31 protein-coding genes and 2 tRNA genes are annotated in these 26,415 nt (G+C 54.6%); 24 read left to right on the top strand and 9 right to left on the bottom strand.

What is annotated here, in order from left to right; genetic code table 11:
• Nucleotides 1-453: 453 nt before the first annotated feature.
• Entirely contained in the window at nucleotides 454-1,209 is a 756-nt protein-coding gene (locus RUE5091_RS19985; RefSeq protein ID WP_165590806.1) for an isochorismatase family protein, read from the bottom strand.
• Nucleotides 1,210-1,235: 26 nt separating this feature from the next.
• Nucleotides 1,236-1,667, bottom strand: a complete 432-nt coding sequence (locus RUE5091_RS19980; protein ID WP_058283701.1) for a VOC family protein — start codon at nucleotides 1,665-1,667, stop codon at nucleotides 1,236-1,238.
• A gap of 85 nt (nucleotides 1,668-1,752) precedes the next feature.
• On the opposite strand from RUE5091_RS19980, the gene RUE5091_RS19975 reads away from it, so the two are divergent.
• Nucleotides 1,753-2,649 (top strand): LysR family transcriptional regulator, encoded by an 897-nt coding sequence (locus tag RUE5091_RS19975; RefSeq protein ID WP_058283700.1) that lies wholly within the window; start codon nucleotides 1,753-1,755, stop codon nucleotides 2,647-2,649.
• A gap of 453 nt (nucleotides 2,650-3,102) precedes the next feature.
• Here the strand turns inward: RUE5091_RS19975 and RUE5091_RS23765 are convergent, their stop codons facing one another.
• Nucleotides 3,103-3,321 carry a GDCCVxC domain-containing (seleno)protein gene (locus RUE5091_RS23765; protein WP_082643739.1) on the bottom strand — a complete coding sequence of 73 codons (219 nt, stop codon included), beginning with the start codon at nucleotides 3,319-3,321 and terminating at the stop codon, nucleotides 3,103-3,105.
• A 4-nt stretch (nucleotides 3,322-3,325) separates the two neighbouring features.
• Nucleotides 3,326-3,649 (bottom strand): hypothetical protein, encoded by a 324-nt coding sequence (locus RUE5091_RS19970; RefSeq protein WP_058283699.1) that lies wholly within the window; start codon nucleotides 3,647-3,649, stop codon nucleotides 3,326-3,328.
• Nucleotides 3,650-3,748: 99 nt separating this feature from the next.
• Between RUE5091_RS19970 and RUE5091_RS19965 the strand changes: the two genes are divergently transcribed.
• The 3 genes from RUE5091_RS19965 to RUE5091_RS19955 all read left to right on the top strand — a co-directional run bounded on the left by RUE5091_RS19965 (nucleotide 3,749) and on the right by RUE5091_RS19955 (nucleotide 6,298).
• Nucleotides 3,749-4,147, top strand: coding sequence for a MerR family transcriptional regulator (locus tag RUE5091_RS19965; RefSeq protein ID WP_058283698.1), 399 nt, complete (start codon nucleotides 3,749-3,751; stop codon nucleotides 4,145-4,147).
• A 154-nt stretch (nucleotides 4,148-4,301) separates the two neighbouring features.
• A complete protein-coding gene (locus RUE5091_RS19960; RefSeq protein WP_165590805.1) occupies nucleotides 4,302-5,654 on the top strand; it encodes a sensor histidine kinase in 1,353 nt (450 codons plus the stop codon).
• A complete protein-coding gene (locus RUE5091_RS19955; protein ID WP_058283696.1) occupies nucleotides 5,651-6,298 on the top strand; it encodes a response regulator in 648 nt (215 codons plus the stop codon). The genes RUE5091_RS19960 and RUE5091_RS19955 overlap by 4 nt, the downstream gene beginning before the upstream one ends.
• Nucleotides 6,299-6,374: 76 nt before the next feature.
• On the opposite strand, the gene RUE5091_RS23645 is transcribed toward RUE5091_RS19955, so the two are convergent.
• Together RUE5091_RS23645 and RUE5091_RS19945 are read right to left on the bottom strand one after the other, a co-directional pair.
• Complete coding sequence (locus RUE5091_RS23645; protein ID WP_243470826.1) at nucleotides 6,375-7,220, bottom strand: hypothetical protein; 846 nt, start codon at nucleotides 7,218-7,220, stop codon at nucleotides 6,375-6,377.
• A 159-nt stretch (nucleotides 7,221-7,379) separates the two neighbouring features.
• On the bottom strand, nucleotides 7,380-8,261 hold the full coding sequence (locus tag RUE5091_RS19945; RefSeq protein WP_058283694.1) for a cation diffusion facilitator family transporter: 882 nt from the start codon (nucleotides 8,259-8,261) through the stop codon (nucleotides 7,380-7,382).
• A gap of 333 nt (nucleotides 8,262-8,594) precedes the next feature.
• Here RUE5091_RS19945 and RUE5091_RS19940 point away from each other — a divergent pair, with 333 nt between their 5' ends.
• Nucleotides 8,595-9,194 carry a hypothetical protein gene (locus RUE5091_RS19940; protein WP_243470825.1) on the top strand — a complete coding sequence of 200 codons (600 nt, stop codon included), beginning with the start codon at nucleotides 8,595-8,597 and terminating at the stop codon, nucleotides 9,192-9,194.
• 1,296 nt (nucleotides 9,195-10,490) lie between these two features.
• On the opposite strand, the gene RUE5091_RS19930 is transcribed toward RUE5091_RS19940, so the two are convergent.
• Nucleotides 10,491-10,565: transfer RNA gene (locus RUE5091_RS19930), tRNA-Thr, on the bottom strand.
• An 83-nt stretch (nucleotides 10,566-10,648) separates the two neighbouring features.
• Between RUE5091_RS19930 and RUE5091_RS23325 the strand changes: the two genes are divergently transcribed.
• The 10 genes from RUE5091_RS23325 to RUE5091_RS19885 all read left to right on the top strand — a co-directional run bounded on the left by RUE5091_RS23325 (nucleotide 10,649) and on the right by RUE5091_RS19885 (nucleotide 17,364).
• Nucleotides 10,649-10,804: a hypothetical protein gene (locus RUE5091_RS23325; protein WP_165590804.1), complete on the top strand. Its 156-nt coding sequence runs from the start codon at nucleotides 10,649-10,651 to the stop codon at nucleotides 10,802-10,804.
• A 6-nt stretch (nucleotides 10,805-10,810) separates the two neighbouring features.
• A complete protein-coding gene (gene murA / locus RUE5091_RS19925) occupies nucleotides 10,811-12,079 on the top strand; it encodes a UDP-N-acetylglucosamine 1-carboxyvinyltransferase (protein ID WP_058283691.1) in 1,269 nt (422 codons plus the stop codon).
• Nucleotides 12,076-12,552, top strand: a complete 477-nt coding sequence (locus tag RUE5091_RS19920; RefSeq protein WP_058283690.1) for a DUF2948 family protein — start codon at nucleotides 12,076-12,078, stop codon at nucleotides 12,550-12,552. The genes murA and RUE5091_RS19920 overlap by 4 nt, the downstream gene beginning before the upstream one ends.
• Nucleotides 12,553-13,071, top strand: coding sequence for a GNAT family N-acetyltransferase (locus tag RUE5091_RS19915; RefSeq protein WP_058283689.1), 519 nt, complete (start codon nucleotides 12,553-12,555; stop codon nucleotides 13,069-13,071).
• A gap of 60 nt (nucleotides 13,072-13,131) precedes the next feature.
• Nucleotides 13,132-14,433, top strand: a complete 1,302-nt coding sequence (hisD, locus tag RUE5091_RS19910; protein WP_058283688.1) for a histidinol dehydrogenase — start codon at nucleotides 13,132-13,134, stop codon at nucleotides 14,431-14,433.
• A 131-nt stretch (nucleotides 14,434-14,564) separates the two neighbouring features.
• Entirely contained in the window at nucleotides 14,565-15,365 is an 801-nt protein-coding gene (locus tag RUE5091_RS19905) for a hypothetical protein (protein ID WP_058283687.1), read from the top strand.
• 70 nt (nucleotides 15,366-15,435) lie between these two features.
• Nucleotides 15,436-15,915 carry a UPF0262 family protein gene (locus RUE5091_RS19900; protein WP_058283715.1) on the top strand — a complete coding sequence of 160 codons (480 nt, stop codon included), beginning with the start codon at nucleotides 15,436-15,438 and terminating at the stop codon, nucleotides 15,913-15,915.
• A gap of 3 nt (nucleotides 15,916-15,918) precedes the next feature.
• Entirely contained in the window at nucleotides 15,919-16,371 is a 453-nt protein-coding gene (locus RUE5091_RS19895) for an arsenate-mycothiol transferase ArsC (RefSeq protein WP_082643738.1), read from the top strand.
• A gap of 2 nt (nucleotides 16,372-16,373) precedes the next feature.
• Nucleotides 16,374-16,772, top strand: coding sequence for a ketosteroid isomerase-related protein (locus RUE5091_RS19890; RefSeq protein WP_058283685.1), 399 nt, complete (start codon nucleotides 16,374-16,376; stop codon nucleotides 16,770-16,772).
• Nucleotides 16,765-17,364, top strand: coding sequence for a GNAT family N-acetyltransferase (locus RUE5091_RS19885; RefSeq protein WP_058283684.1), 600 nt, complete (start codon nucleotides 16,765-16,767; stop codon nucleotides 17,362-17,364). The genes RUE5091_RS19890 and RUE5091_RS19885 overlap by 8 nt, the downstream gene beginning before the upstream one ends.
• 14 nt (nucleotides 17,365-17,378) lie before the next feature.
• On the opposite strand, the gene RUE5091_RS19880 is transcribed toward RUE5091_RS19885, so the two are convergent.
• A complete protein-coding gene (locus RUE5091_RS19880) occupies nucleotides 17,379-17,594 on the bottom strand; it encodes a hypothetical protein (RefSeq protein ID WP_058283683.1) in 216 nt (71 codons plus the stop codon).
• A gap of 147 nt (nucleotides 17,595-17,741) precedes the next feature.
• Here RUE5091_RS19880 and RUE5091_RS19875 point away from each other — a divergent pair, with 147 nt between their 5' ends.
• The 6 genes from RUE5091_RS19875 to RUE5091_RS19850 all read left to right on the top strand — a co-directional run bounded on the left by RUE5091_RS19875 (nucleotide 17,742) and on the right by RUE5091_RS19850 (nucleotide 20,869).
• Nucleotides 17,742-18,617 (top strand): carbon-nitrogen hydrolase family protein, encoded by an 876-nt coding sequence (locus RUE5091_RS19875; RefSeq protein WP_058283682.1) that lies wholly within the window; start codon nucleotides 17,742-17,744, stop codon nucleotides 18,615-18,617.
• Nucleotides 18,618-18,708: 91 nt separating this feature from the next.
• Nucleotides 18,709-18,927 (top strand): translation initiation factor IF-1, encoded by a 219-nt coding sequence (gene infA, locus RUE5091_RS19870; protein ID WP_005978431.1) that lies wholly within the window; start codon nucleotides 18,709-18,711, stop codon nucleotides 18,925-18,927.
• 11 nt (nucleotides 18,928-18,938) lie between these two features.
• On the top strand, nucleotides 18,939-19,517 hold the full coding sequence (locus tag RUE5091_RS19865) for a Maf family protein (protein ID WP_058283681.1): 579 nt from the start codon (nucleotides 18,939-18,941) through the stop codon (nucleotides 19,515-19,517).
• Complete coding sequence (locus tag RUE5091_RS19860; RefSeq protein ID WP_058283680.1) at nucleotides 19,514-20,536, top strand: ribonuclease E/G; 1,023 nt, start codon at nucleotides 19,514-19,516, stop codon at nucleotides 20,534-20,536. Before RUE5091_RS19865 ends, RUE5091_RS19860 begins: the two co-directional genes overlap by 4 nt.
• Nucleotides 20,533-20,715 (top strand): DNA gyrase inhibitor YacG, encoded by a 183-nt coding sequence (locus RUE5091_RS19855; RefSeq protein WP_058283679.1) that lies wholly within the window; start codon nucleotides 20,533-20,535, stop codon nucleotides 20,713-20,715. Before RUE5091_RS19860 ends, RUE5091_RS19855 begins: the two co-directional genes overlap by 4 nt.
• A gap of 79 nt (nucleotides 20,716-20,794) precedes the next feature.
• Nucleotides 20,795-20,869: transfer RNA gene (locus RUE5091_RS19850), tRNA-Phe, on the top strand.
• Between the two features lie 273 nt (nucleotides 20,870-21,142).
• On the opposite strand, the gene RUE5091_RS19845 is transcribed toward RUE5091_RS19850, so the two are convergent.
• Nucleotides 21,143-21,763, bottom strand: a complete 621-nt coding sequence (locus RUE5091_RS19845; RefSeq protein WP_243470824.1) for a type ISP restriction/modification enzyme — start codon at nucleotides 21,761-21,763, stop codon at nucleotides 21,143-21,145.
• Between the two features lie 171 nt (nucleotides 21,764-21,934).
• On the opposite strand from RUE5091_RS19845, the gene RUE5091_RS19840 reads away from it, so the two are divergent.
• From RUE5091_RS19840 to RUE5091_RS19830, 3 genes are all read left to right on the top strand, one after another.
• Nucleotides 21,935-22,270 (top strand): hypothetical protein, encoded by a 336-nt coding sequence (locus RUE5091_RS19840; RefSeq protein WP_131726343.1) that lies wholly within the window; start codon nucleotides 21,935-21,937, stop codon nucleotides 22,268-22,270.
• Nucleotides 22,271-23,150: 880 nt separating this feature from the next.
• On the top strand, nucleotides 23,151-24,830 hold the full coding sequence (locus tag RUE5091_RS19835; protein WP_058283676.1) for a hypothetical protein: 1,680 nt from the start codon (nucleotides 23,151-23,153) through the stop codon (nucleotides 24,828-24,830).
• A complete protein-coding gene (locus RUE5091_RS19830; protein ID WP_058283675.1) occupies nucleotides 24,827-25,804 on the top strand; it encodes a hypothetical protein in 978 nt (325 codons plus the stop codon). Before RUE5091_RS19835 ends, RUE5091_RS19830 begins: the two co-directional genes overlap by 4 nt.
• The last annotated feature ends 611 nt before the right edge of the window (nucleotides 25,805-26,415 follow it).

The following is a 26,415-nucleotide window of genomic DNA, read 5'->3' as shown; positions in this document are numbered from 1 at the left end:
TCCGCTTCGATTGGGTAGCCGCAGACTACGGCCATTGAACGACGGAGCGGATTTCCGTGAAAACAGCAAAAACCCTCTGACGATCCAAGGTACTGAATACTCCTGTTGGCCTTGAGCTGAATTAGTTATTGGGCGCAAGAAAAGGAAAAGCAGCATCGCCCCGCCGAGCAGTTATGGAAAAAATGCTGCGCTCTTCTCGAATGGCTGCTCTTGAGAAGCCAGCCAGTGAATTCCGGAAAACCGTGAATGTCGGCCCTGGGCCGTTTCAAATTTTAGCTTACTGATTGAAAGGGTAAGTTCTTCAGACACCGAATTTATCAGCAGGGTACTCTGCCTATCAAATCCCTCAATGCCATCCGCGCTCCCTTTCGCGAAGTTGCACACGTGTAGGGAAAGCGTGGCTTCAAAGAGATTTCGCTGTGAGGGGCCGAAGCCCCTGACAGATGTTTGTGTTTACCAGGTTGAATTCGGATCGACTTTGAACAGATGCTCCATGAACACGCGAGTACCGGCCTGCAACTTGTCCGCGCGCGCGTGGTCGCGTTGTAGTTCGGCCGGAACCACATTCCATGTGATCGGTTCAACGCCTGCTTCGATCATGCGGCGCATGCCGTTTTCGTGGCTGAGCTGGGTGATCGAGCCAACGGCGTCTTCCGGTACATAGACGTCATATCCGGCCAGTTCGGCCTCGATCGCGGGATAGGCCAGACAGACATCTGTCCAGAAACCACCCATAATCAGCTTTGTCCGGCCCGTTGCTTCGACCGCAGCGACAAATTCAGGTTCCTCCCAGGCGTTGACATTTGTCCGGTCGACAAAGACCGCGTTTGGGGCCAGTTCGCGCAGGTCTTCGATCATCGGGTTATAACCGTTCAGCCCCACAGCTACATGGCTGAATATGATCGGGATGTCATAGATAACGGCGGTCTTGATCAGACCTGTGGTGTTGTTGATCAGCTCTTCATGGTCGATGTTTTTGACCCCGGCCAAAATCGGCGGCTGGTAGTCGATCAGGATCAGCGCCGAGTTGGTTGGCGACAGAAACGGGTCTTCGTCAGCGGCACGGATCGGTGTGCCCTGATAGCCTTCCGGATATGTCGCGATGCCATTCACTGTTTTGATCATCGGGGATTCCGCCAGTACCGGCAGCGCTGTGGCGGCAATAGTCAGGCACAGGACCGCAGAGAGCGGCTTTAGCAAAGTAATCATGAGAGTGTCTCCTTTGGTCATCGGTCTTAGGCGTGCACGTGCTCAGCGATAAGCTGCGCGACCGAGGGACCGGGGCCGACAAGCTCCAGAACGTTGCGATCCGGGTCGCGAATGAAGATGGTTTTGGTGCCGCGAAACTCTCGGCGACCTGTGATGGCGATGCGGTTTTCGGCAACAAAGGCTTCGGTTGCTTCGGCGTCCTTTACCTTGACGGCCAGATGGGTGATGCCGGGGTATTTCTCGGTGTCGTCCATCAGGACGTTTTCGCCCGCTTTTGCGGTCGCCGGGCCGAGCAAGTTGATGTTGATCCCAGACGGGTGCAGCATCACCAGTGGATGGCCTTTGTCAAAGCCCCCGTCTGCGATCAATTCGAACCCCAACAGCTCATAGAAGGCGACGGATGCATCGCGATTGCTGATGCGGATGCCGATGTGATCGAAGTTTTTGATGTCCAACATGATTTGACCTTTCCTTTTCTTGCAAGAAAGGTATTTATGCTTGTAATGAACTTTAATAGCTCAATTGGAATAACATCTATTCCTAATGGATCATAATAAGGATCTCTTCGACGGCATGGTTCTGTTCTGCACAGTGGTGGAGCAGGAAGGTATGAGTGCAGCCGCAAAGCTTTTGGGCCATACGCCCAGCCATGTCAGCAAAGAGATCGCGCGGCTTGAAGAGCGGCTTGGTACCCGGCTCTTGAACCGGACGACCCGCCGGATCAGCCTGACGGAATCCGGACGCATATACTACGAAAACGCCCGTCGGATTGTTGATGATACCCGCGCTGTGCAGGACCGATTGCATTCGGTCGGCGACCGGCCATTTGGAGAATTGCGGATGAGCGTGCCTGTGGTTTTCGCCCACGGGTGGCTAAATGACTGGCTGCCCGAATTTCTCCAGCGATACCCCGAAGTTGATCTGAACATCGACGTGTCCGAGCGTCGTGCCGACATGATCGGTGAAGGGATCGACTTGTTGGTACGCATCGGCGATTTGTCCCCGTCCGACCTGATCGTCCGCGAGATTTTTTGCACGCAAGGTTTTACGGTAGCCTCGCCCGCCTATCTGAAACGAAAGGGCACTCCGTGTCACCCCAATGACCTCAAAGACCACGAACTGATTGATTTCTCGTTTCACGGGGTTACACAAAACTGGACCTATCCAGGGCCAGACGGAGATGTGATTTCGGTGCCAATTGCGCCGCGCGTTCGATGCAACGACGCTCATACCGAAAAGGTGCTGGCCCTTGCCGGTTGTGGGATTACCCGTCTGCCAGAGCTTTCTTGTAAGGCCGAACTGGATTCCGGGGCTTTGGTAGCAGTTTTGCCCGATTTCCGCGCACCGTCGATCGGGGTCAGCGTGATCTATGCCAGTCGCAACAACCTGCCCGCAAAGGCCCGTGCCATGATCGACTTTCTGGTTGAAAAGAGCGGCTGACGTCTAGTCCTGTGGACACTCCAACCCCAATCGTTCGCGGCAAGTGGCCTGTATAATCCCTCCGATCTCGGCACGTTTAACAGTTTTTGGATCGAATCCGCCAATTCTCCACGATCTGCACCGTCTCGGCGTTCAAACCGCCCCCATGGCCCCGCACTGTGTGAGTTCGATCCTTGCCGGATTTTGCATCTGCGGCGAATGGCCGGTATCTCGGCGCGGTTGCAGCATCGAGACAGTGGGTTGATGTCGGTTCTGGGTCGTCCGCGATCGGGCGCTGAAACGATCCTGAGCAGATGCTGCACTGCTTCCGATGTCCACAACGAGCCCTCTTTGATCAATGCTGCACGGCACCCCAATGACCGTAATTCGCAGAAAACCAGACTTTGCAATCTTTGGCGGACGAGCCAATGTGGACTATCAACATCTTTCTCGGATGTTGCGGTTGCGGCCCGCTTATCCACAACAGTGGTTTCCCAACTGAATTGGTGGACATGGGACAGTTGCATAGGAACAAAAGACGCAGCAATCGCCTTCTAACGGTTTCAAGACTGCATTGCATGACTTGCATTCATAAAACCACTGGCACGAGTCAGTTGGCATTTTCTCGGTTTCAACGTGCCCACACTGAGGGCAGGTCAAAGTGCTATCGAGCACCACAGTTTGTTTTGTCATTGTCTCACATCTGCATGATTAGATAATCGTTGATTTGAGCCTCATTGAACACGATGACCCATGCCAACGCGGTAATCGCCGTGCTTCCAACAAGCCACCATTTCAGATTTACCAATGCCCCGGTTCGATGCGATACGAACCACGAAACCGCGACCAGCGCTGTAGAAATGGCGAGAACATAGTAGCTTGCCGCCGCAATTTTTCCGAATACCGCCAACCAACTGCCACCCAAGCCTAGCAACATCATGGCCAAAGGAAGAACACAGCATGTTGCAACCCCCAGAGCGGAAACCGATCCCAGGTAGCTGAGGGTCAAATATTTCTTCATCTTTCGCTCCCTGGGTAGGCGATTTGATAGTGTTGAGGCACCGGCATTCAGTGCGTATAACTCCTGTAGTAACTACAGGATCAAGTGGAGGCACTTCACATGATTGCGATAGGTGAGGCTTCCCGGCAAAGCGGGGTCGGCATAGAAACCATCCGCTACTACGAACGCGAAGGTATCGTACCAAGACCCGCACGAGCTCTGAACAATCGTCGCCTCTATTCAGCAAACGATGTGGGAAGACTTCGATTTTTGAAGAAGTGCCGCGACCTAGGGTTTTCTCTATCTGACGCAAAGGTGCTTTTAGAGTTGTCAGAAGGAAGTGCTGAAGATTGCCGTTCAGTGAAAGAATTGGCCGAGGCACACATTGCCAGCGTTCGAAGCAAGATTGATGAGCTTAGACACCTGGAGCACGCCTTGAGTGAGCTTACGGCCAATTGTGATAGTGGTAACGTTCACTGCCCGATGCTGCAAAGACTGAGAACGGTGGATGATATCTGACTCCGGCCACTGGGCGGAAGCTCAGTATCAGAGATTTAGCCAGATCGCGTCAGACCAAGGTCTGTGGTGCGGTAAGAGATTGTAGTTCATAGTCGATTTCACGATGAGAGTGAAAGTAACTGACCTGACGATTGGCAATTGGTCGTTGTCGCGAGTGTTTCTTGCGGCCAGCATTTTCGTGATGGGTACTGCTACCGCAATCGTCGGGGTCTGGGTGTCAAATCGAATCCAGAACGCAGTCGTGCAAAACTCCGCCAACTCTGCCGCTATATATATGGAAAGCGTAGTATCCCCGCTCAGTCAGGAATTGGCACATGGCGACCGCCTCTCAGACCAGGCGAGCCTGGCGCTGGACGAGATTTTCATGACCCAGCCAATGCGTGACCGTATCGTTTCCTACAAATTCTGGAAGCAAGGCGGTGTGATTGCGCATGCCTCGGATACAGACATCATTGGAAACCGTTTCAATCCAACGGATGATCTAAGGCGGGCGTGGAACGGTGACATCTCCGGCTCTTTCGAAGAGCTTGATCATGCCGAGAGCGCCGCCGAGGCGGCATTGGGGATACCACTGCTTGAAGTTTACAGCCCCATCCGCGAACTCTGGTCCGGCGAAATCATCGCAGTTGCGGAGTTCTACGAAAGAGCTGATCAGCTGGAGTTAGACTTAGCCAAGGCCAGGCGAACAAGTTGGTTGGTCGTCGGTTCCGCATTTCTGGCAAGTACTATTGTTCTGTATGCCATCGTCGCAATTGGCGACAAAACTATTCGACGACAAGGGTCTCTTCTTAATCAACGCCTGACAGAAAGTGAGAGGATGGCTGAGCAGAATGCCCTGCTGCGGTCGCGTGTGGTCGAGGCGTCAGAAAGATATGCCACGCAAACAGATCGATTTCTCAAGAAGCTTGGTGCCGAGCTACATGACGGTCCTGCGCAATACCTGTCGCTCGCCGCCCTTAGACTGGAGGCGGCGTTTTCGAAAGAGTCCGAAAGACCAAAAGAGGCAGAGGAAATTCAGCAGTCTTTGCAAAAATCTCTTGCTGAGATTCGTGCAATATCGCGAGGGCTGTCCGCGCCAGATATCGACAGCCTGTCATTCGTCGATGTTGTAAAGAGAGCCGTAGAGGATCATGCCGAACACAGCCCGTTGCGACCAGATATTTCATTCCAAGGTAGCCAGGCCCCAGAGTTGTCATTGTCGGACAAGCTGTGCGTTTTTCGGTTCCTTCAGGAAACGCTTTCCAATGCCGCAAGATATGCTCCAGCTTCCAAGTGCACGGTTATCTCAGAGGCGCAGAACGACCGCATAGTTGTAAAGGTCAAAGACGACGGACCTGGATTTGACAGGTCAGAAGAAACCGCGTTGCGAGACGATGGTGGCCAGGGGCTTATGGGCTTGCGGGATCGGGTCGAGAGTATTGGCGGCAGGTTCGAAGTCGCATCGAGACCGGGTGAGGGCACCACCATTGCTATGACACTTTTTCCCAGAAAGTTAGGCACATCATGACTACATCTGTCGTAATAGCCGATGATCACCCGATATTCAGGGATGGTTTGCAACGCACGCTGGATGAAGCTGATGGTTTTGAAGTTTTGGCTGCTGGGTCCAGCGCTGAAGATGCAGTATCGCTGGTCGTCACGCATCAGCCGGACATAGCCATTCTTGACCTTTCGATGCCCGGTGGTGGGATAAGCGCGACACGTAAAATTGCGGCAATAGCAAATCCGCCCATCATTGCAATCTTGACGGTCTCAGAGAACAGCAGCGATGTCGCGGACGCCTTGGAGGCGGGCGCGATTGGTTACATTGTGAAAGGAGTAACCGCGAGCGAACTAACCGCTTCCTTACGCAGCATCGCCGCAGGTGAAGGGTTCGTTTCTCCGGGCTTGGCCTCGCGGGTATTGCTTCAAATCAACGCTGACACCGGCATGTCTATTAACAGCAGCATTCTCGATGACCTTACGCATCGTGAGGAAGAAATACTTAGACGTGTGGCCAAAGGACTAAGTAATCGTGAAATCGCTGATGAGTTAGACCTTCAGGAAAAAACCGTGAAGCACTACATGACGGCAATCCTGTCCAAGCTTCATGCGCGAAATCGGGTAGAGGCCGCGCTTATTGCACATGATGTTTGGAACAAGGGAGATTAACAGCGGTCTCTTTAACGACGATGGCGGCCCCTCTCAAATCAGAAGCCGCCAACGGATTATCGACTGGTGTTGCTGTTCAGTTGGTAACCGACTGTAACCTACGGCGATCAGAGGCCGTTGCGTTTCTCTCGACAACAGTCCGGTTGTACGGGTCTTTCAACTCGTAGCGCCCAAACTCGATCTCCTCTTTCCAACCATTGGCATAGTTCACTTCGATGTTGTTGCCCTGGCGTTCGATTTTCGTGGGCCGACTTCCAGCAGTGCCGCCTTGCCCAGAAGAGCGCACGTTGTCGATTGAGATGCCATTAGCCAAAGACCGAAGCCTTGAGACGTCAGCACCGGTCGCGGGGCGCTCCTCAACAGTTCGGTTCTGCGCATTCTTTCTCTCATACCTCCCGTTTTCGATCTCCTCCTTGGTTCCGTCGGCGTAACGCACTTCGATGCCGTTAGCGTTTGTTTCAACCTTTGTTATCCCAGCCGAACCCGACGGCTTGCCTCCTGCTTGAGACCGATCCTTCTTTCCGCTGCCTTTGTTGGAGCGTTTGGAGTCATCATCATCATCATTGTCGTCGCGACCACTTTTTCCTGATCCCGAATTGTCGTCACGATCATCATCTCGGTCGTCGTCGCGATCATCGTCTCTATCGTCATCACGATCATCGTCCCGGTCACCACCACGGCCGCTATTACCCGACCCCGAGTTGTCGTCGCGGTCATCATCTCTGTCGTCGTCACGATCATCATCCCGATCATCGTCGCGACCATCCCCGTCTTTCCCCTTGCCGCTCTTGGCAAAGGCATAGGACGGTTCAAAATGTAGGCGACCATCGGCATCAAACGCTGGCACATAAGGCGTAGCCGCAATCAACGAAGCCAACGCCGCGGTACTAAGAAGTTGACCCAGCTTTCTTTGAATTTTCATTTTCGCCTCCATTTCTGAGCGTCACGCTTCGTGACGTTGGAGACAGGTTACTTCTGGTTCGGCTTTTCCACATCGGGCTTAGGTCTGACGAATTTCAAGCCGAACGTCTTAGTCAAATCAGTCAAACCGATAGAGTTTTTGCGGAGCCATATGACAAGTTTAGTGGAAGTTAACCCCGTCACCCTTCAACTCGTCATCAGGTTCGAGGTGAATGACAAAGACAGAACCCGGATATAAACGATCCAGTTCTTCCTCGATGTCATTGCATATATCGTGCGCTGCGCTGACTGGCATTGTGCCGTCCACAACAAGATGAAACTCGACGAAGATGACATTTGCGGATCTGCGCCCTTTGAGGTCGTGGTACTCTAAGGCTGCGCCGAGATTTGCTTCGATTGCGTTAGAAATAGCCCGCAAGTCATGGTCCGAAAGGCTCACATCCATCAGGCCATCGATGGATGCCCGAATAACTTTCCATCCCTCCCACAAGATGTTCAGTGCAACAAGAATTGCCAGGATTGGGTCGAGGATCAACCAGCCGGTGACAAGTGCCAGTATCAGACCTGCAATGACACCAACTGAAGTCATGACATCTGTAAAAATGTGCCGGGAGCTCGCCTCCAATGCAGGCGAACCCTCGCGCCTGCCGATTTTGAGCAAGAGGTAGGCCCATGCACCATTCACACCCGTTGCAAGGACATTGACGGCAATTCCAAGCAGCGGAGCATCCTCAAGATGTGGGTTTGGAAGTGCCAGCACGGCTTCTCTGATGATCAAGAACGCTGCCAGCACAATAAGTGCGCCTTCGACGACGGCGGAAAGATACTCGGCTTTTTTGTGACCAAAGGGGTGGTTTTCGTCAGGAGGCTTGTTTGCAACGCGAACTGCGAAATACGCCAGCAGCGCCGCAACGACGTTCACAGTTGACTCCATTGCGTCTGACAACAAAGCCACCGAGCCTGTCAGCCACCAAGCCAGCAGTTTCAGGGTTAGTACCGCAATGGAAATCGGAATGGACCAAAGAGCAAATTTTTGTGTCATTCGGTCACGACCCTCAGTCAATCGTTACAATAAATCCTGGGAACAGCTGAGCTACCGTACTTAACACGTATGACAGGAGTAGGGTAAAAATGAATAGGGCCACAGGGTCGGTCATGCACGACTGGTTGTAGTGAATGGCGCCAACACCATAGTGTCATACATCCGTCACTTGGATGGACCCGATGGTTACATATAGCTAGCATCAGTGATCAAACAGCAAGAAGGGAGACACACATGTCGAAATTCACCAACGGAACAACCGCCCATGGGGTTGCTGCACTCGTAATCTGCTGTTTCGCGGCAATCGCTCAGGCCCAATCGGCAGGCGAGGAGATGTCGTTCTTCATCACTAGTGTGGGCAAGGGGGACGGTGCCAATCTGGGCGGCCTCGAAGGTGCCGATGCTCATTGCAATGCACTTGCTTCCGCCGCCGGTTCTTCAAAAACTTTTGCGGCCTATCTGAGCACCTCAATGTCCATTGATCGCAGCACCGACCCGATGACAATCACCAATGGCATTTCTGCACGCGACCGGATCGGGACGGGTCCTTGGTATAATGCCAATGGAGAGCTCATCGCCAACAATGTTGAAGACCTGCACAGTGACGGCGTGAAAATTAATCTTCAAACCGCGCTGGACGAGAATGGTAATCCTGTCAATGGGCGTGGCAGTCAGCCAAACAAACATGACATTCTGACCGGTTCCGATTCCGCAGGACACTTCTCGACGGCAGGTGGCGACACGACATGCAGCAACTGGACTTCGAATAGTGAAGACGGGTCTGCGATTGTTGGGCACCATGACCGTGTAGGTCTCAACGATGCCCGAAACATGTTGTCCTGGAATTCATCGCACGGCTCGCGCGGTTGCGGCGAGGAGCATCTGCCGCGTTCTGGCGGGGCGGGTCTATTTTATTGCTTCGCAACTGAGTGATCGGGCAGCATTGGTAGGCGTGTCGCCCGCATTGAACCTGATATTACCAAGTCAGTTTGGGGGATCGCGCTTTGGAAGCGGTTTTTGGGTGGAAATAGTTTAAATGCCGCTTCGTTACGAGTTTATTAAATTGCAAAGCTTGGTTGAAAAGGTCCTCTTTGGGCTGCGACCGGTCCCCAGCCACCATTGAGCCTACGGCAACTTTGTCCGCGCACTTCCAGTTCACCAATGGCTCGAATTTGCTCCCGCAGCGAACGGCCGGAATGCGAGCTGCGACCGCAGCATCGAGGCTGGGTGGTGAATGTCTCTTATGAGGCCGTCCTCATCGTAGCTGGGCGGTTCTAACCGACAGGTGCTGCGTTCTCTCCGAGGTCCGCAGTGAGCCCAACTTGCTGCTCAATGCCGAGAAACGAAGGCGTGGGTTAACGAACCTGACGATGGTCGGGGCAGATCTAGCGCTGACGCACGAAGGACGCTTAATCAGAAAGCGGCAACCAGATTGTTTTGCCGGTCCTTCTGTCTCGCCCAGCTTCGCGTTCCTTTTGTCCGTCACGGATCCCGGTGCGGGGATTTTCAATCGGGTCTAGGCTGTTCAGATAGGGTGTCAGGCAATAGAAATCTTGCGGATGCTTAGGCGATGGTTTCCAAGTGATCTTCGCCCACATCCGCTTTAACATTTTAGCACCTGAACGTTTGTATTAGCTGGGTTTTTCACCTGAATAGCATTGCATGGACTGGGTTGTAGCGACCAGCAGATTTCTCTGGGAATTGGCTATTCACCGAAAGACCTCATCTCCTTATTGTGACCTTTAGCTGTAATGTGCCAGCTGCCTACTTTTTTGCTGTAGCCAACGCTCCTTTTGCCCGCAACCCGCCCCCTTTGTTGTGCAACTCGATCACTGTAGCGACTCAAGTGATTAATCTGTGTTGGAGAAATTGTAGCGGTTAAAGTGAAGCTCTGATTTTGGATGCTCAATAAAGCACCACCTACATTTTTTCAGAATGCTTAGGTTTCGGACGAACGTGAGAATTAAAGAAAAGTCCTTTAGCTTGAGGTATAGGACCCCGAGAATCAGCTTACTTTTCTGTCAGTTAAGACCTGCCAATTCTGAGGCGGAAGTGTCGCAAGGCTTCGAGAAAACCAATTTCGTATACCACAGTTGGCACTCGCGCCGATATTTCGGATAGCAAACAACGAAGTTGAGAATGGTATTTTCAAAAGGTGGGCCAAGGAGTGGGCTGTAAATAGAATAAAAAACACAATGTATTGATAACTAGATGAATTTTTAAGGGATATGGTGCTGCTGGAGAGAATTGAACTCTCGACCTCTCCCTTACCAAGGGAGTGCTCTACCTCTGAGCTACAGCAGCGCTGTGGGCGGGTGATTAGACTCAATCGAAACGGTGCGCAAGGGTGTCTGGACGGTTTTTTTCGCCTCCTGTAGAGAAAGATCATGGCAGACAGAAATGCACCCAAAAAACACGGCAAATCCGGTGATGCGCGCGAAGAGCGGCTGAAGGCTGCGCTGAAAGCGAATATGGCAAGGCGCAAGGCGCAGGCCAAGGCGCGCGCAAGCGCGGATGACAAGGCCGACAAGGACGAGGGATAAGAGCAGATGGATTCGATTCTGGTGACAGGCAACGGGCCGCTGAACGGTCAGATACCGATTGCGGGGGCCAAGAACGCGTGTCTAACGCTGATGCCCGCAACTTTGTTAAGCGAAGAACCGCTGACGCTGACCAATGCGCCTCGGTTAAGCGACATCAAGACCATGACACAGTTACTGCAATCGCTGGGGGCCGAAGTGTCGTCTTTGCAGGACGGGCAGGTGATTGCGATGTCCAGCCACGATCTGACCAGTCAGACAGCTGATTATGAGATCGTGCGCAAGATGCGGGCGTCAAATCTGGTATTGGGCCCATTGCTGGCGCGCTTTGGGCAGGCTGTTGTGTCCCTGCCTGGTGGTTGCGCAATTGGTGCGCGACCTATGGACTTGCATGTTGAAGGGCTCGAGGCTCTGGGCGCTGACATTGAGTTGAGTGATGGGTATCTGCACGCCAAGGCTCCCGGCGGCCTAAAAGGCGCTGTGCACGAGATGCGCTTTGCATCCGTAGGTGCGACAGAAAACATTGTCATGGCGGCCACTCTGGCCAAGGGCACCACTGTTCTGAAGAACGCCGCGCGCGAGCCAGAGATCGTTGATCTGGTTGAGTGCCTGCGCAAGATGGGCGCGCAAATCTCGGGTGAGGGGACCTCGACCATCGAGATTCAGGGCGTTGACAGGCTGCATGGTGCGACACATCAGGTTGTGACTGATCGGATTGAGCTGGGCACCTACATGCTGGCCCCGGCCATCTGCGGCGGTGAGGTGGAATTGCTGGGTGGCCGTATGTCTCTGGTGGAGTCCTTTGCTGCCAAGCTGGACGCAGCGGGCGTCAGCGTGACCGAGACCGAAAAGGGTCTGAAAGTGGCGCGCAAAAATGGGCGCGTGGCCTCGGTGGATGTGGTGACAGAGCCTTTTCCGGGTTTCCCAACAGACCTGCAAGCGCAGATGATGGCGTTGATGTGCACGGCCGAGGGGACCTCGGTTCTGGAAGAGCGCATTTTTGAGAATCGCTTTATGCATGCGCCTGAACTGGTGCGCATGGGCGCAAATATCGAAGTGCATGGCGGCACGGCCACGGTTACAGGTGTGAACCAGCTGAAAGGCGCGCCGGTGATGGCGACGGATCTGCGGGCTTCGGTATCGTTGATTTTGGCCGGTTTGGCGGCCGAAGGCGAGACAACGGTCAGTCGGGTCTATCATCTGGACCGCGGATATGAGCATGTGGTGCGCAAGCTGGAAGGCGTGGGTGCAAAAATAGAACGGATCAAGGGCCAATGACAGACGCAAGTTTCCACGACGGGCGCGAGGCCCCGCTGAATCTGGGTGCCGAGGATGCAGATGACCTGCAGGTCATCTCGACGCTGGCGCAAGATGCCGTGTTTCCAGTGACCGAGATGACATGGCAGCCCTCGCAGCGTCGGTTTGGCCTGCTGCTGAATCGCTTCCGGTGGGAGGATAAAGATGCCGCGACCCGCCGGGATCGTCCGTTTGAACGGGTCCAGGCCGTTCTGGTGTTCGATTCAGTGCTGTCGGTTGCCAGCCAGGGCATCGACCGCAGCGACAAGGAGATGGTGATGTCCCTGTTGTCGGTTGATTTTGAGGCAGGCGAAGACGGGGCCGGTCAGATATTGCTGACGTTGGCTGGTGATGGAGCCATCCGGCTGAAGGTCGAGGCGCTGGACGCAACGCTTAAGGATGTGACGCGGCCGTACAAAGCCCCCTCGGGTCAGGCACCACATCACCCTGAATAGATGCAGAACAAGCGCGGTATTTCTCAGGCGTTCTCGCAGGTGTCGGGCGGGGTGATCCTGCGCCGCGCCACTGTCTTTGACGTGTTCGATCTAAGCCGGGTGCTGATCCGTTCAATCACCCGGCTGTGCGTCGCCGATCATCAGGGCGACCCACAGGCCATCGCGCACTGGATCGCGAACAAGGATCCTGCATCAATTCGGAACTGGATCGCCGATAGTGCGAATATCTGGCTGGTTGAACATGCGGGGCGGGTTGCCGCCGTGGGCGGTCTGCGTGATGACGAGGTCACGCTGCTGTATGTCGATCCGGATCATATTGGGCATGGCATCGGGGCGGCCTTGCTGCACCGGCTGGAAGATGAGTTGATTGCCTCGGGTCATTTCGACGTCAGGCTAGAGGCGACAAAAACCGCGCAGGATTTTTACCGGCGACACGGCTGGCAGGCCACCGGCCAGTGTGGCGCGCGCGGCGATGTTTCGTGTTTCGCGATGCGCAAATCGCTGCACCCCAGGGACTAAGGGTTGAGGCCAAGCCAACCGGGCGATATGTCCGGACGAAACGCCCCAGAGAGCCTGATCATGCCCGTTTTCCTTGATACCACATCGCCCGAGTTCGAATCCGCCTTTCAGGCGTTGTTGTCGGCCAAGCGCGAGGACAGCCCCGATGTGGACGCCACCGTGGCGCAGATCATCGACGATGTGCGCAGTCGGGGCGATGCAGCTGTGATCGAGCTGACCGCCAAGTTCGACCGGCTTGAGCTGACGCCAGACACACTGGCCTTTTCCGCCGAAGAAATTGACGTGGCGGTTGCGCAGGTGTCGGACACAGACCGCACCGCGCTGGAACTGGCCGCCGATCGCATCCGCGCTTATCACGAAAAACAAATGCCCGAAGACCATCAGTGGACCGACGCGACCGGGGCAACACTGGGCTGGCGCTGGTCAGCAGTGTCCGCAGCCGGGCTTTACGTACCGGGCGGGCTGGCATCATACCCGTCTTCGGTTCTGATGAATGCAGTCCCAGCCAAGGTGGCAGGCGTCGAACGGTTGGCTATCGCGGTGCCAACGCCGGACCGGCAGGTGAACCCGCTGGTTCTGCTGGCCGCGCGGCTTTCTGGTGTGGATGAGATCTATCGCATCGGCGGCGCGCAGGCGATTGCGGCGCTGGCATATGGCACCGCGTCTATCGCGCCAGTGGACAAAATCACCGGCCCCGGCAACGCCTTTGTCGCCGCGGCTAAACGCCGGGTGTTCGGTAAGGTTGGCATCGACATGATTGCAGGGCCTTCTGAAATTCTGGTGATCGCGGACAAAGACAATGATCCTGACTGGATCGCGCTGGATCTGCTCAGCCAGGCCGAACATGATGAAAGCGCCCAGTCGATCCTGATCACTGATGATGCCGCCTTTGGGCAGGCTGTGACGCAAGCGGTTGAAAAACGTCTTGAAACCCTACAGCGGCGTGTCATCGCCGGGGCCAGCTGGCGTGACTATGGCGCGGTGATCACCGTGCGCGATCTGGACGAGGCCGCAGCCCTGTCCAATCGCATCGCACCGGAACATCTGGAGCTTTGCGTGGCCGATCCGGTCGTGCTCAGCGAAAAAACCATCCATGCAGGTGCGATTTTCCTTGGACAATATACGCCCGAAGCCATTGGCGATTATGTCGGCGGTCCCAACCATGTGCTGCCCACCGCGCGCTCGGCGCGTTTCTCATCCGGCCTCAGCGTGATGGAATTCCTCAAGCGCACAACGCTCAGCCAGATGACGCCCGAAGCGCTACGCGCTATCGGTCCCGCAGCGGAACAGCTGGCACAATCGGAAAGTCTTGAGGCGCACGGATTGTCGGTCACAGCGCGCTTGGCGCGGCTGAACGATTAACTCCGTCATAACCGGTTGCGGCGATTTGGGCACATTGCCGACCTGATCGCCGATCACGCCTTGAACGAGCAGGCGATTTTGTCGACAGGTTGAAATCATGAGCAAAGCATTTCGAATGCAGGGTGCCTGAAATGGAGCGTGTGGCCACATTGTGGATTGGGAAGCGGTTCAGTTTTCTGGAGCACCTGTGCCTGAAATCCTTTGCCGATGTCGATCAAAAACCAATTGTCTATCACTACGGTGATCTCGAAGACATCCCGGATTTTATCGAAGCCCGTAATGCCCGAGAGATTTTTAATACCGAAGAAATCTATCGCGATCCAATCACGCGATCTGTTGCAGTGCATGCCGATCTGTTCCGGCTCAGGTTGGCACAGGATACAGACCATATCTGGGTCGATGCGGATGCCTATGCCCTTCGGCCTTTTGAAACCAAGCAGGGGTATCTGTTTCCGCAGGGCAACAAGAAGAAAGGCCGGATGATGAACGGCGTACTGGCCTTTCCTTCCGACAGCCCGGTTTTGAAGCAGATGTGCAGTTTCGCCTTTGACAGCGATCTGTTGCCGCCCTGGTGGTCCGCCGAGCGACAGCGTGCCTATCTGGAGATTTACGGCAAATCGACCTATTGGTCGCTGCCATTGTTCAGCCTTGGTCCACCGATGCTGTACCACTTTATTTATCAAAGTGATGAGCGGAATAGGGCGACTGCGCGGACTGATCTGTATTCGATCCCACCTCGTTATCGATCCTTGTGGAATGATCCTGATATGTCAAAACTGGATTTTCTGGACTGGCAAAGCAAGATGTCGATCCATTTTTATGGGTCTTGGTTCCGAAAGATGTTTGCAGGGCATCAAAGCTTTGAATCAGGATCGTTGATCGACCATTTACTGAAAAAACACGGCATTGACCCGGCAGATCACCCGATTTGATCCATTCACGCGTTGTCGACGCCAATATGTTGCGATAAATCAAATCAGACTTGAACGGACGATGGCCCTGATGACCCGCATTTCGCAAATCGAACTGGATGATCGCAACTTGCCCCCGCCGACCCCCGAGATCGAGCAGGAGCGCAAAGTTGCCATCTATGATCTGCTGGAAGACAACAGCTTTACCCTGCCGCAGCGCGACGGCCGCGCGGTGCCGGACGGGCCGTATCATGTGCAATTGTCGATCCGTGAAAAGCGACTGGTCTTTGACATCAATACCGAAGCCGAGGAAAAAGCAGCTGAATTCCACCTGTCTCTTGGCCCGTTCAGGCAGGTGGTCAAAGACTATTTCCAGATCTGTGAAAGCTACTTCAACGCGGTCAAAACCCTGCCGCCCAGCCAGATAGAAACCATCGACATGGCCCGGCGCGGTATCCACAACGAAGGCAGTCGCGTGTTGCAAGAACGGCTAGAAGGAAAGGCCGATATTGACACCGACACCGCCCGCCGCCTGTTCACGTTGATCTGCGTGCTGCACTTCGGGGGCTGACGGGTGACGCCTTTACCGCAGTCGGTCCTGTTTTGTTGCGACCACAACTCGGTTCGGTCTCCGATGGCTGAAGGCATTATGAAGAAATTCTATGGCACCGGCACCTATGTGCAATCCGCCGGCGTGCATAACGATCTTGAGATTGACGGCTTTTGCATCTCGGTCTGTCACGAGATTGATGTCGAACTGTCCCGCCACCGGGCGCGCTCATTTGATGAGATGGAGGAATGGGGCGATGACCTCAGCTCCTTTGACTTGATTGTCGCCCTGTCTCCAGCCAGCCAGCGCCGGGCGCTGGAATTGACCCGTGTTTTTCACCTGGATGTCGATTATTGGCCAATAATGGACCCTACCGGACTGGGCGAGAATCGCGAACAAAAGTTAATTCACTACCGACAGACCCGCGATCAGATCATCAAACATCTGAAGGATCGCTGGGGCGAACCAACGGAGTGACCATGAACCAGACCGTCAAAACCTATTTCGAGGCCTTTAACGCGGGTGACGTGGACGGCATGCTGGCCTGCCTGTCGGATGACGTGGCCCATCACGTGAACGAAGGCCAGATCCGCGTCGGCAAAGAGAAATTCGCCGCCTTCTGCGATCACATGAACCGCTGCTACCGCGAGAATCTGACCGATATCGTGGTGTTCGACGCCGAAGGTGGCACTCGCGCGGCGGCCGAGTTCATCGTGAACGGCACCTATCTGGAAACTGACGAAGGCCTGCCCGATGCCTTCGGTCAAACCTATCGCCTGCCTGCAGGGTCGTTCTTTGACCTGAAGGACGACAAGATCACCCGCGTTACCACCTTCTACAACCTCGCAGACTGGACCAAACAGGTCTCAAATGGCTGAGGTCACCGCCGTCCGCCCGCTGACCGGAGCGGCGCTGGAGGCCGCTCTGGACGACGTGGCCCGTCTACGGATCGAGGTGTTTCGGGCGTGGCCGTATCTCTATGACGGTGATCTGGAGTACGAGCGTAAGTACCTGCAATCCTACCGCGACAGCGACAAGGCCATTGTTGTTGGGGCCTTCGACGGTGACCGCCTGATCGGGGCCTCGACCGGGGCGCCTTTAACGGACCACGCTGACGACTTCGCTGCTGCGTTTGAGGGCGCCGATCTGGATCTGTCCGAAATCTTCTATTGTGCTGAATCCGTTCTGCTGTCCGACTATCGGGGGCAAGGCGTAGGCCATAAATTCTTTGACCTGCGCGAGGCGCATGCCCGCGCGCTGGGCTTCAAAAAATGTGCCTTCTGCGGTGTGCAGCGCCCTGCGGATCACCCGATGCGGCCCGATAATTACCGACCGCTGGATACCTTCTGGCGCGCGCGGGGATATGAGCCACTGCCCTGGGCAATCGCGCAGTTTTCGTGGAAAGATATCGGGGAAGAGGGCGAGACGTTGAAGCCGTTGCAGTTTTGGATGCGGAATTTGTCGTCGTAATCCACCGCTGCGCTTCAAGCCTGACGTTTACGGCTGAGTAAACCGTATTTGACGGCCCATCCTCTGAAGCTTCGGTTGTTGCGCTTATTTGATTTCATCGCCTTTTTTGCTTGCGCGCCACCCTGCCGATTGAATTCGAACACGTCGATCACGCGTTCTGCACAGCCGCAGGCTTCGCCCATACCCACCTTAGCATAATAGAACTTCTCGAAGCTTTCCGGGTTTTGCATGGCCGTCCTCCCGCACGTATAGAACCATTTCCGATGCCCCCTGCCAATTCACTTTACCGTCGATGAAGGCGGAGACGAACATAGCGTCTATACAGATTGAGTCACCTTCAATTAGTGTCTCGCCAAATCAGATCTGAGGAAACAGAAATGAAAGTCGCAACCGCCGCCTACAATCTCGATTGGCTCGAAAGTTGGGCGCAGTATGAAGATAAGCTGGACCGCTGGGTCGCGCAGGCTGCGGGGCAGGGGGCCGAGTTACTGGTTTTCCCCGAATACGGCGCGATGGAGTTGTCGACGCTCGACGGTTCAGAAGTGGCGGGCGATTTGGAACGCTCGATCCATGCCGTGTCAGATCGGATGGAGCAGGCGCAGGCCGTGCATCAGCGCCTCGCACAGGAATACAAAACCTACATTCTGGGTGCGTCGGCACCGGTTGTGAAGAGGTCAGGCCGACCGGTGAACCGCACAGCACTCTATGCGCCCGATGGCGGGCGGGATCATCAGGACAAGCAGATCATGACTCGGTTCGAACGCGAAGACTGGGATATTGCGCCGGGCGGGCCACTGAAACTGTTCGACACTGCGCTGGGCAAGATTGGGGTGCTGATCTGCTATGACAGCGAGTTTCCGCTGCTGGGCCGCGCGCTGAGCGAAGCCGATCTGATTCTTGTCCCCTCGTGTACCGAGGCACTGGCCGGTTATTGGCGCGTGCGGATTGGCGCGATGTCTCGGGCACTGGAAAATCAATGTGTTACGGTTATGGCGTCTTTGGTGGGGAACAATGACTGGTCCGAAGCGGTGGATAGAAACACCGGCACCGGCGGCATTTTCGGCCCGCCCGACAAAGGCTTTCCGCCGACCGGGGTGCTGGCTGAAGGTACCCTGAACCAACCGGGCTGGACCTATGCGGATATCGACCTTTCGGCGATTGCCGAGGTCCGCGCCGACGGCCACGTGCTGAACCGAACCCATTGGGAGGAGCAGCCCGCCCGAGTCGATTGCGTCACATTATCGCGCCTTTAGGTGATTCTGGCCTTGAAATAAGCCCGAAATGGGCTCATTTAAGCGCACATCCCCGTAGATTCTGCGGGTGCAACGTAATGATGGAGACAACATGGCCAAGGAAGATACGCTCGAATTTCCCGGTGTCGTGAAGGAACTCCTGCCTAATGCGACATTTCGGGTCGAGCTGGAAAACGGCCATGAGATCATCGCACATACGGCAGGCAAGATGCGTAAGAACCGCATCCGTGTTCTGGCCGGCGACAAGGTTCAGGTCGAGATGACCCCCTATGATCTGACCAAGGGTCGGATCAACTACCGCTTCAAGTAACGCCTGCCGCAATGGCGTTTATCTTAGGATCGGGCAGCCCAAGGCGGCTGGACCTGCTGGCCCAGCTTGGCGTGCAGCCCGATGCCATCCGCGCCCCCGACATTGACGAGACGCCTTTGAAAGGCGAGCTGCCCGTGCCCTACTGCAACCGCATCACACGGGCAAAAGTGCAGGCTGTTCAGGCAGGTAGCGATGATGTCACCCTGTGTGCGGACACTACCGTTGCTCTTGGTCGTCGCATTCTGGGTAAACCCGAAAATGTAGGGCAAGCGGTTGAATTCCTGCATGCCCTGTCCGGTCGGCGGCATCGCGTTATCACATCAGTCGCTGTGCGGCGTGGTGATTGCGTGTTGCAACGTGATGTGGTTTCTCAGGTCAAAGTCAAGCGTCTATCGGATGTTGAGATCAACGCCTATCTGGCAACCGGAGATTGGCTGGGCAAAGCAGGTGCTTACGCCATTCAAGGCCCGGCTGGGGCCTTTATTCCATGGATTTCAGGCTCGTTCACCGGCATTGTCGGCCTGCCACTGTCAGAAACTGCCGCCCTATTGCAAGGCATCGGCTATCCCCTGTATCGAGAGGCATCATGAAGGGCCGTACCATCGTTCTGGACCATATCGACAACCGCGAGGCCGCCGCCTTGATGGTGGATGGCAAGCTGGACGATTTTTTGATCGCAGGGGATACCCCCGCACCGGGTACAATCTATCGCGCCCGGGCTGATCGTCCGGTTAAGGGGCAGGGCGGCATGTTCCTGACAACCCCCGACGGTCCGGCCTTTCTGCGACAGGTCAAAGGCTTGGCGCCGGGTGCCCTGATGCTGGTGCAGGTCACAGGCTATTCCGAGCCGGGTAAGGCATTGCCGGTCACAGATCGTGTTCTGTTCAAAAGCCGCTACGCGATTGTCACACCGGATGCGCCGGGTCTGAATATCTCGCGATCCATCCGCGACGAGGACGAGCGTGATCGCCTGCTTGAGATCGCCCATGATTGCATGGACGACAGCACCTATGGCCTGATTTTACGCTCCTGCTGTCTGGGGGCGGACGCCGGAGAGATCGCCGAAGACATCAGCGCTATGCTGACCCATGCCGATCAGGTTCTGAATGATGAGGGCACCGAACCTGAAGTGTTGCTGGAGGGTGATGGCCCCCATGTCCTGGCCTGGCGCGACTGGACCGACCCGGCCGAGGTGGTGACACAGGACGGAGGGTTCGAGACGCAAGGCGTGCTCGATGCGCTGGACGTGGTTCGCGGCATTTCCGAACCGCTTCCGGGCGGTGGGCACCTGTATATCCAGCCCACACGTGCCTTGGTTGCAGTGGACGTGAACACCGGGTCTGACACGTCGCTGGCCGCTGGAACCAAAGCGAACTTCGCCTGCGCCAGAACGTTGGCTCGTGCGCTGCGTGTCCGGGGGCTTGGTGGACAAATCACGCTGGATCTGGCCCCAATGCCCAAAAAAGATCGGCGCGGGTTTGAATCGGTCCTGCGTACCGCGTTCAAGGCAGATGGAATCGAGACTACTCTGGCGGGCTGGACTCCGTTGGGTCACTACGAATTGCAACGAAAACGCGGCCGTATTCCGTTGACTGAGGTGCTGAAGTGAGTTGTCCGATCTGTGGTGAAAGCACTGTCGCCAAGTTCCGTCCGTTCTGTTCGAAACGCTGCGCAGACATCGATCTGGCCAAGTGGCTGAACGGGTCATATGCAGTCCCATCACAGCGCGAAGAAGACCTGGACGCGGACGTTGCCGAAGGCGAAACCAAGCAATCACGTCCACATTGAAAAAATCTGAAAAAGCCTCTGGACACTGCCTGTAGCAAGTCATAGAAGGCCTCCACCCAACGATTGATATTGTTCCCGTGCCCGGGTAGCTCAGGGGTAGAGCAGTGGATTGAAAATCCTCGTGTCGGTGGTTCGATTCCGCCCCCGGGCACCACTAAAATTCTATTAAAACAATATCTTACATGATTTCAAATGATTCCTCTCGTGCTCGTTTTCACGCCTGGGTGACAATTTGGGTAACAGCTGACGAGTTTTGCACCTGATTTTCTTGTAAGCGGACATTGATGCACACCGCAGTGAGTAAGTGTATCGAGTGTCAAATCATAAATAGTGTGGCACAATCGTACTGGGAGTTTGCCAAGATTACGGGCAACCAACAAAGCTGGGTGATTTCCGCTATGGTGAGTCTGAGTTTCGTCGATCTGCTTTATAGAGTCATCTGGATCGTGGACATGATCCGATCCGTCTCGGCCAGAACCTTCAAAACTCGCTGATAGTGTTGAACTTCGCTATAGCTAAGTTCCCGTCCCTTGCGGTCTTTTAGCCATTTTTGCGCAGGTCGGTAGCCGCCGATGTCAAAGCCCCATGACTCTTCCGGCGTATTTGCGAAGTGCTGGGTGTCATTGATCCAAACCTTCCCACTCTCAAAATAGGAATGATCCACTACATTGTCGCCTTCGCCTGTGAAGGAATACGGCGAAGCTCCGATAAGGGCAGGGTCCATCAGGTGTAACTTGCGAAGTTGGCCGCCCTTTTCAGCAACACTCCAGAATTCCTCCGGTGTTGCAGGCCAGGGAATACGTGGAAAGTCGATTTTCAGGAACTCTGCGTAGGTGTCGCGGTAGGCAGGACAATACAGAACACCGTAAATGTAATTGAACGCCACCAGTTCGTCCGGGATGCCGTGGTCTGGATGCTCGGCGAGTTCCTTTAGCCTAACTATTCTGAGGGAAAGAAGGTGACTTACGGAATTGATAGCGTTCATAGGACGGATGGCGCGGCGCTTCACCGTGAGACTGAGCTTATTCGACACCATGGTCGTATCCATGAAGGAGGGCAGCTGACTAACCTTGCAGGTGGCCTGGGGGATGGGCCCGCGCCAACTTCGCTTGAGCGTCACACGGCCACTCTTTCGGGTGCCTCGAAGGACCATCATACTTGTGCCCTAAATGAGTTTTTTAGCACCATCACCTCCGTTGAGAGTACTCCGGTCAAGCCAATGTCACGTTTCAAAAGAAGCCTAAAGCCAAGTAGCACTGGCACGCAGCCGACGGCCTTCAAGAGGCGCTCCGCTGGCGCGCTCGTTGCTTCAGCAATGTGTGAGGATATTCCGCTCATTGAAGGGGCAAGAATTCCGCGCCGGTTTGTTTATGCCGGTATCGAAGCGGTGTTGGAAAATGGCGTGTGTCGAAACTTCTGTGGCATTGGCGCTGTCAAATTAATATCGGCGAGCTCTCCGGAAAATGAGCAGTTCGTCTTGAAAGCAGGCACAGCAAGCGAAATTCGCCGTCTGTTGGGTGCTGCGCGGCTCGAGAATATGGGGCTTCGATGGTAATGCGTTTCTAGGTCAAGTTAAGCTAGGTCCCTATCGATTATCGATTTCCGATGTTTACTTGATGCGTTTTCAGGCGGGCGTCGTAATCGTACGAGAGTTTAGATTGATCGCGATCCAGCTATCTTTCCAACGGATCAACCCGGCAGATTGATTCGGCTTCAAGGCACAACCGATTGAGCGGCATGGATACTAAGTTAGGGTAGCTTATGGGTGACAGCCACCCGCATGGTTGTGTGTGGCGGCGTGATGTGACGGCTTGTTGCTGTCTAACCGCGTGGCTCCATTGCTTGTTGATGCGCTGAGTTTTCGCCCATGCCGTATATGTTGCGTTCCGTTTCTTGGGGCAGGGAAGTTACCACCGCTTAACACCGCAGATCCATTGAGCGGACCTAGGTGGAACCACCGTCGTCTAAGCATTGCACCTCGTCGTAAAGTTACCTGCATTACTGGATCAGCGGTGTCCTGTGAAAATAATGCAGAAAAAAATACAGAAAAAGGTTTACCAAATATACTGAAAAAAAAATGACAGAAGTCAGATTCTGTCTCGAACTGTCGCCTGGAACAGGGCATCTTTCGATCAATTGATACGGAGGACCCGATGAGACACTCGGAACATAGCAACCGGCGGTCAGCCCAGCGTGGCATTACAAAGCGCTTTATGAACGCGCTTCTTACATACGCGGATGTTGATAAGCCGATTGGAGGAAACTGCCGACTCTTGCGTGTCAGTCGTCGGCGTGCGGCGGCACTAAATATCGACGATCGGCTTGGTCGATATGCGCTTATCTGGAGTGATAGCGCCGCGCAGATCGTAACCGTAATGCCCGTGCATGATGGGCCTAGTGGTCGGCGTTACAGATCGCAGTATTGAGAGGTTTCTATGGAAGAACTGGATAAAGAACGGCGCAGGCTGTTACAGCGCGAAGCCGATGTCGAGCGTCTCAACACCTTGCATCATGAAGCTGTTCACTCGGGCATTAAGCTTGGGCCACGCGACAGGTTGAAGGCAGCATTTCACCTAACGCGTGCTTGGAAGACAGCCAAGAAAGAGGGTATGAGAAAGGAAGAATTTCAAGACACCGTCTGTGCCCGCTTGCAGAGAAACCATTCCAATCGGCGAGAATTTCGTTTGAGCAATTGGACTCTTCGGAATGGCGAGGATCCAGCAACTCAGGATCTGATGAAAAAGTACGAAAAGAAGAGTACGCCTCAGAAAGCATTAGAGCCCTATTTAGTGGGCATAACCGTTGCTGCTGAGCATTGTGGAACGGACCCGGATGATTGGAAGCTTGCAATGTTGCGCGAGTTGTCGCTCTGGTCACGTAAAACTAGGCAGGCCGGTGTGGCGCCTCCCGATGATCGTCCGTCAGAGACGCTGGCAATTCTGGTCAAGGCCCTTTGCTCGGATCTTGGTGACAGTAACCGTTTGGGGGACACGTTCGATGCCATTCAACGCATGAGTTGTGAATGGGAAATGTTTAGCGACCAGCTCGTGGCAACCGAAAACTCCAATATGGAAAGCGTTGAGGAACTATTGGGCTATATGTTCGGCGAATGCGGAGAGCCGGAAACGATGTTTCCATTCCCATCAGTTCCATTTCTGAACGTGCCCTATCTTTTCGCAAGGCCCGAAGTTTTTCATTTGGCTCCTGAAGCTTTGCTACGCCCCCTTGATGGAGATCATCTAGCCAGTGGAAAATACCTATGTCCGGGAGCCGGGGTCACCGGAGAAATGGGCGGTAAGCGGCACTACAATATCCCCGAGGATGCGCCAGGGAAAAAAGCTGTATCCGGCGAGTTATACTGGATTCGCGAAATCAGGCTCTGCATTGTGCCGGATGGCCGGCGTGGTTTTATGGGAGCGTTCGAGTCGCGTCCCCGTGTAGAAGTCCGCTTTGATGACGCCCATGAATTCGGAGGTACGCACCACGTCATTGGCGGTTACGATCTCGCCCTTGAACGTGCTTTACCTACCGCCCGTGCTGATGATGGCGGGCCTGTTTTTCCTCACATTCGTTCGAGGAATGGCGATTTCTGGCGGGTAACGATCCCATCCAATAGTGACGGCAGCATAAAAGTTACCGATGAGATTGAAAGAGCTCCGAGTTGGGTATTCGATTACGACCCGGTTTGCGCCCCGGGCGCTGAATTGTCGGACCCGTTCCTTTTGTCATACACTCCAGCTTCCGCGCCATATCTCCGCTACTGGCTAACTCAAGATTGGGCAGTTACGAATGTGTCGAAGAGAGCAAATCAGCTCATAGCATCTTGCCCTTGGGCTCCCTCTCATAACCTTGCCACAGCAAAGTTCGATACTGTATGGGCAAGAAATTTGCCGCCTTTGTACGAACTCAATTTCCCCGATCGCAGCAACGCAACCTGGATTGAGTGCTGCCTGCACAACGGCCTCATCAAAGAAGCTCTTCAAGAGAAGATTGACCTTTTGCAGGAGCAGACTTCGCGCTTGCAGGCGGATTGGCACGCTGCCCGTGAGCGCAATAGCAACGCTCTATTGCGTCGATGGAAAAGCGGTTCTGAAGCAAAGGATACTCAAGAATGACTCGCATTTACGAACGTCAAACCGACGCGTTGTTTGCTCGCGCACTTAAGAACAACCCGGGTTTTGCTAGGACTTTCCTTACAGTCGTTGGTGAAAGCACAACGAATAGCATAATTGCGTTGTCCACCCAGACCCAGCATCGCTCTTCCGATCATGGCGGAAGCACCGATCTTGAGATCACACATGCCGACGGCTCAATCCTCTTGGTCGAGAACAAGATTGATGCCGGATACAGTGTTACCCGCTCCGGTGATGCACAGCCAGAGCGGTATCGTGCAAGTGTCTCAACGCTTATCGCGTCAGGAGTGCGCGCGGCGTCCGTATTACTGGCACCGGAGATTTATCTTCGGGGAAGTCGCCATACGACGGCCTTCGATCATCAAGTGAGTTACGAGAGTCTCCGGCCAGCACTGACTGGTCCTGATCTCGCCCTTCTTGATGCTGCCATAGCTCAGGCGGAAACCCCGTACGACCCGGAGCCAAACAGCGCAAGCGCCGCCTTTTTCGCCGAGTACGAGGAATTCGCTCGCCAGCATTTCCCGGAAGTAGTGATCAAGCACAACCCCAACGGAAACGGTGTTCGACCCACTGGATCCCGGACGATCTATTTTGTCTCGAAGGCGATGCTACGCGATTACGCTGGCATTCCCAGGCCACGCGTGTCGGTTCAGACCCGTGACATGAACGCACCCTCGGCGTCAGCGAAGCTGATGCTAGGCGGATGGGGAACTCTCGCTGCACGCGCTCCGGCACCAGATTCTCTGAAAGCGCTTGGGGCGTATCTTCGTCCTGCAGGGCAATCTTTGGGAATTGTCATAGATACGCCGCGTTTGGATACGCAGGCCTCTTTCACTCCCCAAATTGATGCGGTCCGTGAGGGATTGCGGGCTATCAACGACCTTCGTGAATGGTGGAATTCCTTTGGTGGTGAGATGGCCAACTGGCATGCGCTGGCATCTGGAACGAATAAATAAATGCCGATAACAACCTGTGCCCCTTAATCGAACTACTTGTCCGTGCTGGAGATCAAACAGCGCGACACACTGACTTGCCTCTTAGTGAGGTAACAAAACAGTCTAACCAGGCAAACATGTGATGTGGTCCTTTCTCGCTCTATTTGTCTTGATCTTAGGTGGAATGCTCTTGCTTCTCCATCCTGCCGTCGCAAACGCAATTCATTCGTTCATGTTGTTGGCGACATTCTTCATGGTGGTGCTATTGCTGACGCTAATCGCCTGGCTGGCTCTCTCTGGGTGAATGTCTCAACGGTCAAACCGGCAGATTGATTCGGCTTCAAGGCACAACCGATTGAGCGGCATGGATACTAAGTTAGGGTAGCTTATGGGTGACAGCCACCCGTGTGGTTGGGTGTGGCGTCATTTGACCTGATGTGGCGGTATGCAGGCGAGATATCCAACAAGGTCAACGAGTTAATGTGGTTGGATGAGGCAACTTGTGGCGGGATGTGGGGATTCCCAGACTGATTGAAAATCCTCGTGTCGGTGGTTCGATTCCGCCCCCGGGCACCACTTCAAAATCCATCAACGTTCGTGATTTCCCATTATATATTGATTAATCAATAGTT

This window comes from Ruegeria denitrificans (assembly GCF_001458295.1).
GTDB classification, from domain to species: Bacteria; Pseudomonadota; Alphaproteobacteria; order Rhodobacterales; family Rhodobacteraceae; genus Ruegeria; species Ruegeria denitrificans.
Note: the sequence above shows the minus strand (reverse complement) of the source record. Positions and strands in the feature narration are given on the sequence as shown.

Coding starts and splice junctions, on each gene's coding strand:
- RUE5091_RS19985 (WP_165590806.1), bottom strand. CDS start 1,209: ATGATTACTTTGCTAAAGCCGCTCTCTGCGGTCCTGTGCCTGACTATT.
- RUE5091_RS19980 (WP_058283701.1), bottom strand. CDS start 1,667: ATGTTGGACATCAAAAACTTCGATCACATCGGCATCCGCATCAGCAAT.
- RUE5091_RS19975 (WP_058283700.1), top strand. CDS start 1,753: ATGGATCATAATAAGGATCTCTTCGACGGCATGGTTCTGTTCTGCACA.
- RUE5091_RS23765 (WP_082643739.1), bottom strand. CDS start 3,321: ATGACAAAACAAACTGTGGTGCTCGATAGCACTTTGACCTGCCCTCAG.
- RUE5091_RS19970 (WP_058283699.1), bottom strand. CDS start 3,649: ATGAAGAAATATTTGACCCTCAGCTACCTGGGATCGGTTTCCGCTCTG.
- RUE5091_RS19965 (WP_058283698.1), top strand. CDS start 3,749: ATGATTGCGATAGGTGAGGCTTCCCGGCAAAGCGGGGTCGGCATAGAA.
- RUE5091_RS19955 (WP_058283696.1), top strand. CDS start 5,651: ATGACTACATCTGTCGTAATAGCCGATGATCACCCGATATTCAGGGAT.
- RUE5091_RS23645 (WP_243470826.1), bottom strand. CDS start 7,220: ATGAAAATTCAAAGAAAGCTGGGTCAACTTCTTAGTACCGCGGCGTTG.
- RUE5091_RS19945 (WP_058283694.1), bottom strand. CDS start 8,261: ATGACACAAAAATTTGCTCTTTGGTCCATTCCGATTTCCATTGCGGTA.
- RUE5091_RS19940 (WP_243470825.1), top strand. CDS start 8,595: ATGTCGTTCTTCATCACTAGTGTGGGCAAGGGGGACGGTGCCAATCTG.
- RUE5091_RS23325 (WP_165590804.1), top strand. CDS start 10,649: ATGGCAGACAGAAATGCACCCAAAAAACACGGCAAATCCGGTGATGCG.
- murA (WP_058283691.1), top strand. CDS start 10,811: ATGGATTCGATTCTGGTGACAGGCAACGGGCCGCTGAACGGTCAGATA.
- RUE5091_RS19920 (WP_058283690.1), top strand. CDS start 12,076: ATGACAGACGCAAGTTTCCACGACGGGCGCGAGGCCCCGCTGAATCTG.
- RUE5091_RS19915 (WP_058283689.1), top strand. CDS start 12,553: ATGCAGAACAAGCGCGGTATTTCTCAGGCGTTCTCGCAGGTGTCGGGC.
- hisD (WP_058283688.1), top strand. CDS start 13,132: ATGCCCGTTTTCCTTGATACCACATCGCCCGAGTTCGAATCCGCCTTT.
- RUE5091_RS19905 (WP_058283687.1), top strand. CDS start 14,565: ATGGAGCGTGTGGCCACATTGTGGATTGGGAAGCGGTTCAGTTTTCTG.
- RUE5091_RS19900 (WP_058283715.1), top strand. CDS start 15,436: ATGACCCGCATTTCGCAAATCGAACTGGATGATCGCAACTTGCCCCCG.
- RUE5091_RS19890 (WP_058283685.1), top strand. CDS start 16,374: ATGAACCAGACCGTCAAAACCTATTTCGAGGCCTTTAACGCGGGTGAC.
- RUE5091_RS19885 (WP_058283684.1), top strand. CDS start 16,765: ATGGCTGAGGTCACCGCCGTCCGCCCGCTGACCGGAGCGGCGCTGGAG.
- RUE5091_RS19880 (WP_058283683.1), bottom strand. CDS start 17,594: ATGCAAAACCCGGAAAGCTTCGAGAAGTTCTATTATGCTAAGGTGGGT.
- RUE5091_RS19875 (WP_058283682.1), top strand. CDS start 17,742: ATGAAAGTCGCAACCGCCGCCTACAATCTCGATTGGCTCGAAAGTTGG.
- infA (WP_005978431.1), top strand. CDS start 18,709: ATGGCCAAGGAAGATACGCTCGAATTTCCCGGTGTCGTGAAGGAACTC.
- RUE5091_RS19865 (WP_058283681.1), top strand. CDS start 18,939: ATGGCGTTTATCTTAGGATCGGGCAGCCCAAGGCGGCTGGACCTGCTG.
- RUE5091_RS19860 (WP_058283680.1), top strand. CDS start 19,514: ATGAAGGGCCGTACCATCGTTCTGGACCATATCGACAACCGCGAGGCC.
- RUE5091_RS19845 (WP_243470824.1), bottom strand. CDS start 21,763: ATGGATACGACCATGGTGTCGAATAAGCTCAGTCTCACGGTGAAGCGC.
- RUE5091_RS19840 (WP_131726343.1), top strand. CDS start 21,935: ATGTCACGTTTCAAAAGAAGCCTAAAGCCAAGTAGCACTGGCACGCAG.
- RUE5091_RS19835 (WP_058283676.1), top strand. CDS start 23,151: ATGGAAGAACTGGATAAAGAACGGCGCAGGCTGTTACAGCGCGAAGCC.
- RUE5091_RS19830 (WP_058283675.1), top strand. CDS start 24,827: ATGACTCGCATTTACGAACGTCAAACCGACGCGTTGTTTGCTCGCGCA.